Consider the following 2,070-nt stretch of genomic DNA (forward strand, 5'->3'; position numbering starts at 1 on the left):
ATATTTCTAATTCTAATCTTTATGCAAATTATTCAAACTCTTATCTAAGCTTATATAACAACTCTCGCACAAATGATAAAACTGAACTTGATAGCACTACCACCACTACAACTACACAAGAAAGCAAGCAAGAATCCATAAAAGATAATCAAAACACAAAAGAAAAATTATATGCTTTTATTAGTGAGTATTCTAATATTGACAAACTTGACTTAAGCCTAATTATCAATAACGATGCATTAACAAGCGCAACAATAGACTATCGCGAAAATATAAAAAATCAAGCAAAAAATAGCCCCATTCCAAGCCAAGAAGAATTCCAAACAAACTTAGAATTTTTATTTGGTCAAATTGAAGATATTTTAATACAAGGCTTTAATGAAAATAAGGATAGCAAAGAGTTTCAAAGTCTTTTAGCAGGCTTTATGATGAGCAATAGAGCATTCTCTAAACAATCCTATGAAGATTCCACGCAAGATGCACTACAAGCTTTATGGCAACTCAAAAATGGAAATAAATCTAATGATTTTAAACAAAAATTATCAGACTATATGACAAATTCTAATGGTTTTGCGACCTCTATTGCAGACTTTTTTCATAGAGCAGAATATTTTAACCAGATTCCACAGAATCAAAAAAATACTATCCAAAATGCTTTAGAAAAAGTTCAAACTTATTTACTCAATCAAGCTGGAGCATTAGACAATAAATCTTTTAAATTAGGAGACGCGGTTATTTCTTGGAGTGGAGATGACTTACCTTTCAAAGATTATTATACTGGGGAAGTTAAAATTGCTTTTATGCAAAATAATTCCTTTTTATCTCATCTCTCTAACTTCGATTCCACCCAATCCCTCTTTGACATTTTAGAAAAAAGAGACAAACTAGAAAAAGAAAATCAAGAACTAAAAACAAAACAAGCTTATAGTGCTTATGGAATCACAAATGCCACAAACTCTATTCAAACAAATTCCACAAGTGATTCTTTAATGCAAGCATTGTTAAAGGAATCTAAAGAATCCAAAAAATCTTAGGTAAAGTTAATGGAAATAAAAAGTAACACAAGGATAAACAATGGATTCTAGTATAAAAAATTCTCTCACTCTTAACAATAATCTCTTTATCAATAGAGCTTCAAAATTGGATTCATCAGAGCAAAAGAACTTTGAGATTCCTAGTGATGAGAATATCTTACAAGAAGTGAGAGATTTTTATCGCACTCCTGTTAAAGATATGGATTATAGCCCATTTGGAAAAATGGTAATTATGATTGACCAATCTGAATCATCTGTTAGAGATTTCAAGCTAGAAGCAGAAGCAAAAGAGCAAGCAACCCTAATGCCAACAGAAGCAGAATATGAAAAAGCGCAGAAATTTTTGGAAGAACAAATCGATAAGATAATGATAGAAATTGCTAAGGAAAATCACGATTTATTGCCATTAGCAACAAAATTTTGCAAAACTGGAGAAGAGCTAACACAAGAAGAATGGGATTTAGTAGGTGATAGGAATTTATTGGCATTTGCAAATCTTATGAATGCTTATTCTATGCAAGATAGCGTGAGAGGATTAAGGAAACTAAGTGGAGAAGAAGGTGGCTTCACTCACGAAAATGCACAATTAATGGCAGTGAATTATGATTCTCTCAAAGAAGACAAAGATGGGGCTGTATTCTTTGGATTAGTTGCCAATCGGCTTTCTCCAACACAAAGAGAAGAAATCATAGAAGCAATGACAAAGGTTAGAGTGTATGAAGAAGAAAATGGATTCCTATACGCTAATGTGTTTTTTAAGCGTAATACAACAACAGGAGAAGTGGAATTTTCTCTTATAAAATCCCAATCTGAACCACAAGCAGAATCCCTAATAATGCAATATTCTAATCTTACTTCCCAATCCTTGTTTGAAATGATAGAGCGCAAAGACAAACAAGAAACACAAAATATAACAACAGATTCCATAATGCAAGCCTTACTAAAAGATTCCAAAGAGAATAATAAGAATCTTCAAGAATAATAAAGATATAATCCATAGGAAGACTTAAAGAATTGCAAATAAGGATTCCTATGT

Annotated in this window: 2 protein-coding genes; both read left to right on the forward strand. The window is 31.6% G+C overall.

What is annotated here, in order from left to right; translation table 11 throughout:
- The coding region (locus LS70_RS10015; RefSeq protein ID WP_161594717.1) for a hypothetical protein at positions 1-1,034 on the forward strand (1,034 nt) is incomplete at its 5' end.
- A gap of 40 nt (positions 1,035-1,074) precedes the next feature.
- Positions 1,075-2,016: a hypothetical protein gene (locus tag LS70_RS09780; RefSeq protein WP_138109446.1), complete on the forward strand. Its 942-nt coding sequence runs from the start codon at positions 1,075-1,077 to the stop codon at positions 2,014-2,016.
- The last annotated feature ends 54 nt before the right edge of the window (positions 2,017-2,070 follow it).

The organism is Helicobacter sp. MIT 11-5569, from assembly GCF_000765695.2.
GTDB lineage: Bacteria > Campylobacterota > Campylobacteria > Campylobacterales > Helicobacteraceae > Helicobacter_D.